Genomic DNA, 2632 nt, shown 5'->3' on the forward strand with positions numbered 1-2632 from the left:
ATTTTTTCCCTTTCCATCAGCGGCGCCGTAGGCGGCCAGGTTGGGCATGGGGAGGGGGAACTGGAACTTGGTGGCAATATCTTCTTCCCTGTAGCCGCCCAGGGTGGAGTCCACGGTCATGATGATGGCTTTCACGCCGGCCTTTACAGCCTTGCGGATGAGGAATTCATTGAAGCCGTCGTCCTTGCTCATGTAAATCTGGAAAAACTGGGGCGCTCCGGGGCAGGCGGCGGCAGCGTCTTCCAGGTTCGTGCTGCCGTAGGTGCTCATGGCAAAGAGGGTGCCTGCCTTGGCGGCGCCGATGGCGGTGTCCACCTCCCCCTTCATATGGGCCAGGCCGTGGGCGGCAGAGGGGGCTTCAATCACCGGCGTTTTGAGGGGGATGCCGAAAATGGAGGTGGAAAGGTCTGCATGGGAAATACCGCGGAGCACCCGGGGAACGATGTGCCTGTCTTCAAAGGACCGGGTATTTTCCCTCATGGTCCATTCATCTTCCGCTCCTTCCCGGATGTAGCCGAAGGCACCGGGGTCCATGCGGGCCTTTACCCGGGCCTCCAGTCCTTTGATGTTCAAAATGTCAATGGGATGTTCCTCGTTGCTTGTGTAGTAAGCCATAATGATTTCATTTCCTTTCTTTGAAATGGAAACAGCGGCTGAAATAAAACGTTTCAGTGGCTGCGTTTTCAATAAAACTGCCTTACAGCTTCTTTTCCAGCTGCAGAAGGAGCTGCTTCAATGTTTCCGTCTCCTCCGGCGGCAGGATGGATTCGATGGTTTCATTCACCTCATCCTCCAGAGGGGACAGGGTGTTGAGAAGGGATTCCCCCTTCCCCGTGAGGGTGAGGATCAGATTCCGCCGGTCCTTTGGGTCCTCTGTCCGCGTCACCAGCTCCTTGGCCTCCAGCCGGTCGATGAGGGCTTTGATGGTGTTCTGGCTCTTCTCCATGCGGCAGGCCAGGTCCTTCTGGCACAGAGGCCCTTCTTCATCAATCATGCGGAGCCCCACCCACTGCTCGATGGTCATATGGCGGCTTTTAAATATATCGTCCAGGCGATAATGAATTTTCCTGGAAACCCGTCCCAGAATAAAGCCCAGGGTATCATCCAGTTTCATGGTGTCCTCCTTTGTGTCACTTACGGCGGCTTTCTGTATTCCCGAAAGCAAAAGGGGAGAGGCGAGCGGAGCGAGCCATGCCGCCGACAGGCGGCATTAAAAACTTATTGCCGCGAAGCGGCAATCCACAACCCTCGGGCCCCAGGCCCGTCAAACCTGAGAACCCTTGGGCCCCAGGCCCATCAATCTTAAGAACCTTTCTCCTCTCAACCCTTCTACACAACCTGCCGCCGACAGGCGGTCCCAACCTGCGGCGCCAGCCGCGCCCCTTGCGCCCAAAGGGCGCTCCCCTCTGAACCCTTTGAACCAGCCCGCCAAAGGCGGGCCGAACCCTTTGAACCCTCACGCCGACAGGCGTGTCCAAGATCCCTTATTTCAAATAAGAGTCAAAGAATTCCGTAATAATATCCAGCACTTCCTTCTGGTTCCAGTAGATACCGCCATGGGCGGCGCCTTCCACCAGGTACCGTTTGGAAGGAATGTGGTTCTTCTGCAGTGCCTGGAAGAGGAGATCCGTCTGGCTGGGGGAGACTACGGTGTCCGCCGTGCCGTGCATGAGAAGCATGGGGGCGCTGGTTTTGGAAATATAGGTAATGGGATTGGCTTTGGCGGCGCCTTCCGGATTGGCCAGGATACCGCCGTCCTTTCCGCCGAAGACAGGGGAACCGTTGACCCAGAGTGCCTCTGTGGCGCCGGCGGACTTGTGGTTTTCCTTCACAGCGTCACTGTAATCATCACCGATGCGGGTGAGGTCGGAAAGGCCGTAGAGATCTACCGCCGCCTTTACATCGCTGGAAACGTTCAGGTTGTCCCCTTTATCAAAGGAAGTGGTGCCGCTGGTGGTTCCGGCCATGGCGGTGAGATAGCCGCCGGCGCTGCCGCCCACAATGCCCACCCGGTCAGGGTCGATGTTAAACCGGTCTGCATGGGCCTTGAGGTACCGGATGGACGATTTCACGTCTTCCAGAGGCTGGGGAAATTTGGCAGTGGGCGCCACCCGGTACTGGATGGAGGCCACCACGTAGCCTGCTTCCGCTAGATGCATGCGGAGCTGGATGCCGTTATCCTTGTTGGCATTGATGAAGCCGCCGCCGGTGACGTAGACAATAGCCGGCAGCTTCTTGTCGGACTTGGGCTGCAGGATATCCATCTTCATGGCCACATTGGGATAGCCCCGCATGGGTACCTGCTCGTAAACCACATCGGAAATCTGGTTAATCAGCGGCGTCTTCACCGGTACGGAAAGAAGGGTGCTCTCCGCCTTTCCCGGCATATCCTTCGTGGCGGAATCCACATTCACATCCATAGCCATAGCACTGCCTCCCATCCAAAGGCACCCTGCCAGGGCAAGGGCCACCAAACTTTTCTTCTTCATGTTCTGCTCCTTTTAAAATAATACGATATAGAAGTAATTGGCCATATATTACTACCATATGGTAGGAATGTCAAATGGGGGATGGTGGGCCGTAAGTGTCAAGTTTTCCTCGGTAATTCATTTGACTGTCGATAATTACTATC

General features: G+C 56.0%; 3 protein-coding genes. All 3 read right to left on the minus strand.

All coding sequences use genetic code 11. The features are described 5' to 3' along the window. Positions 1 to 687, minus strand: a 687-nt coding sequence (locus Q0482_RS02320; RefSeq protein WP_299142848.1) for an alpha-hydroxy-acid oxidizing protein, incomplete at its 3' end; no start/stop codon positions are given. A 10-nt stretch (positions 688 to 697) separates the two neighbouring features. Continuing rightward, entirely contained in the window at positions 698 to 1114 is a 417-nt protein-coding gene (locus tag Q0482_RS02325) for a MarR family transcriptional regulator (protein WP_299142851.1), read from the minus strand. A 370-nt stretch (positions 1115 to 1484) separates the two neighbouring features. Further along, positions 1485 to 2489 (minus strand): alpha/beta hydrolase, encoded by a 1005-nt coding sequence (locus tag Q0482_RS02330; protein ID WP_299142854.1) that lies wholly within the window; start codon positions 2487 to 2489, stop codon positions 1485 to 1487. Between the last annotated feature and the right edge of the window lie 143 nt (positions 2490 to 2632).

This window comes from uncultured Dialister sp., from assembly GCF_937959425.1.
Taxonomy (GTDB): Bacteria; Bacillota; Negativicutes; order Veillonellales; family Dialisteraceae; genus Dialister.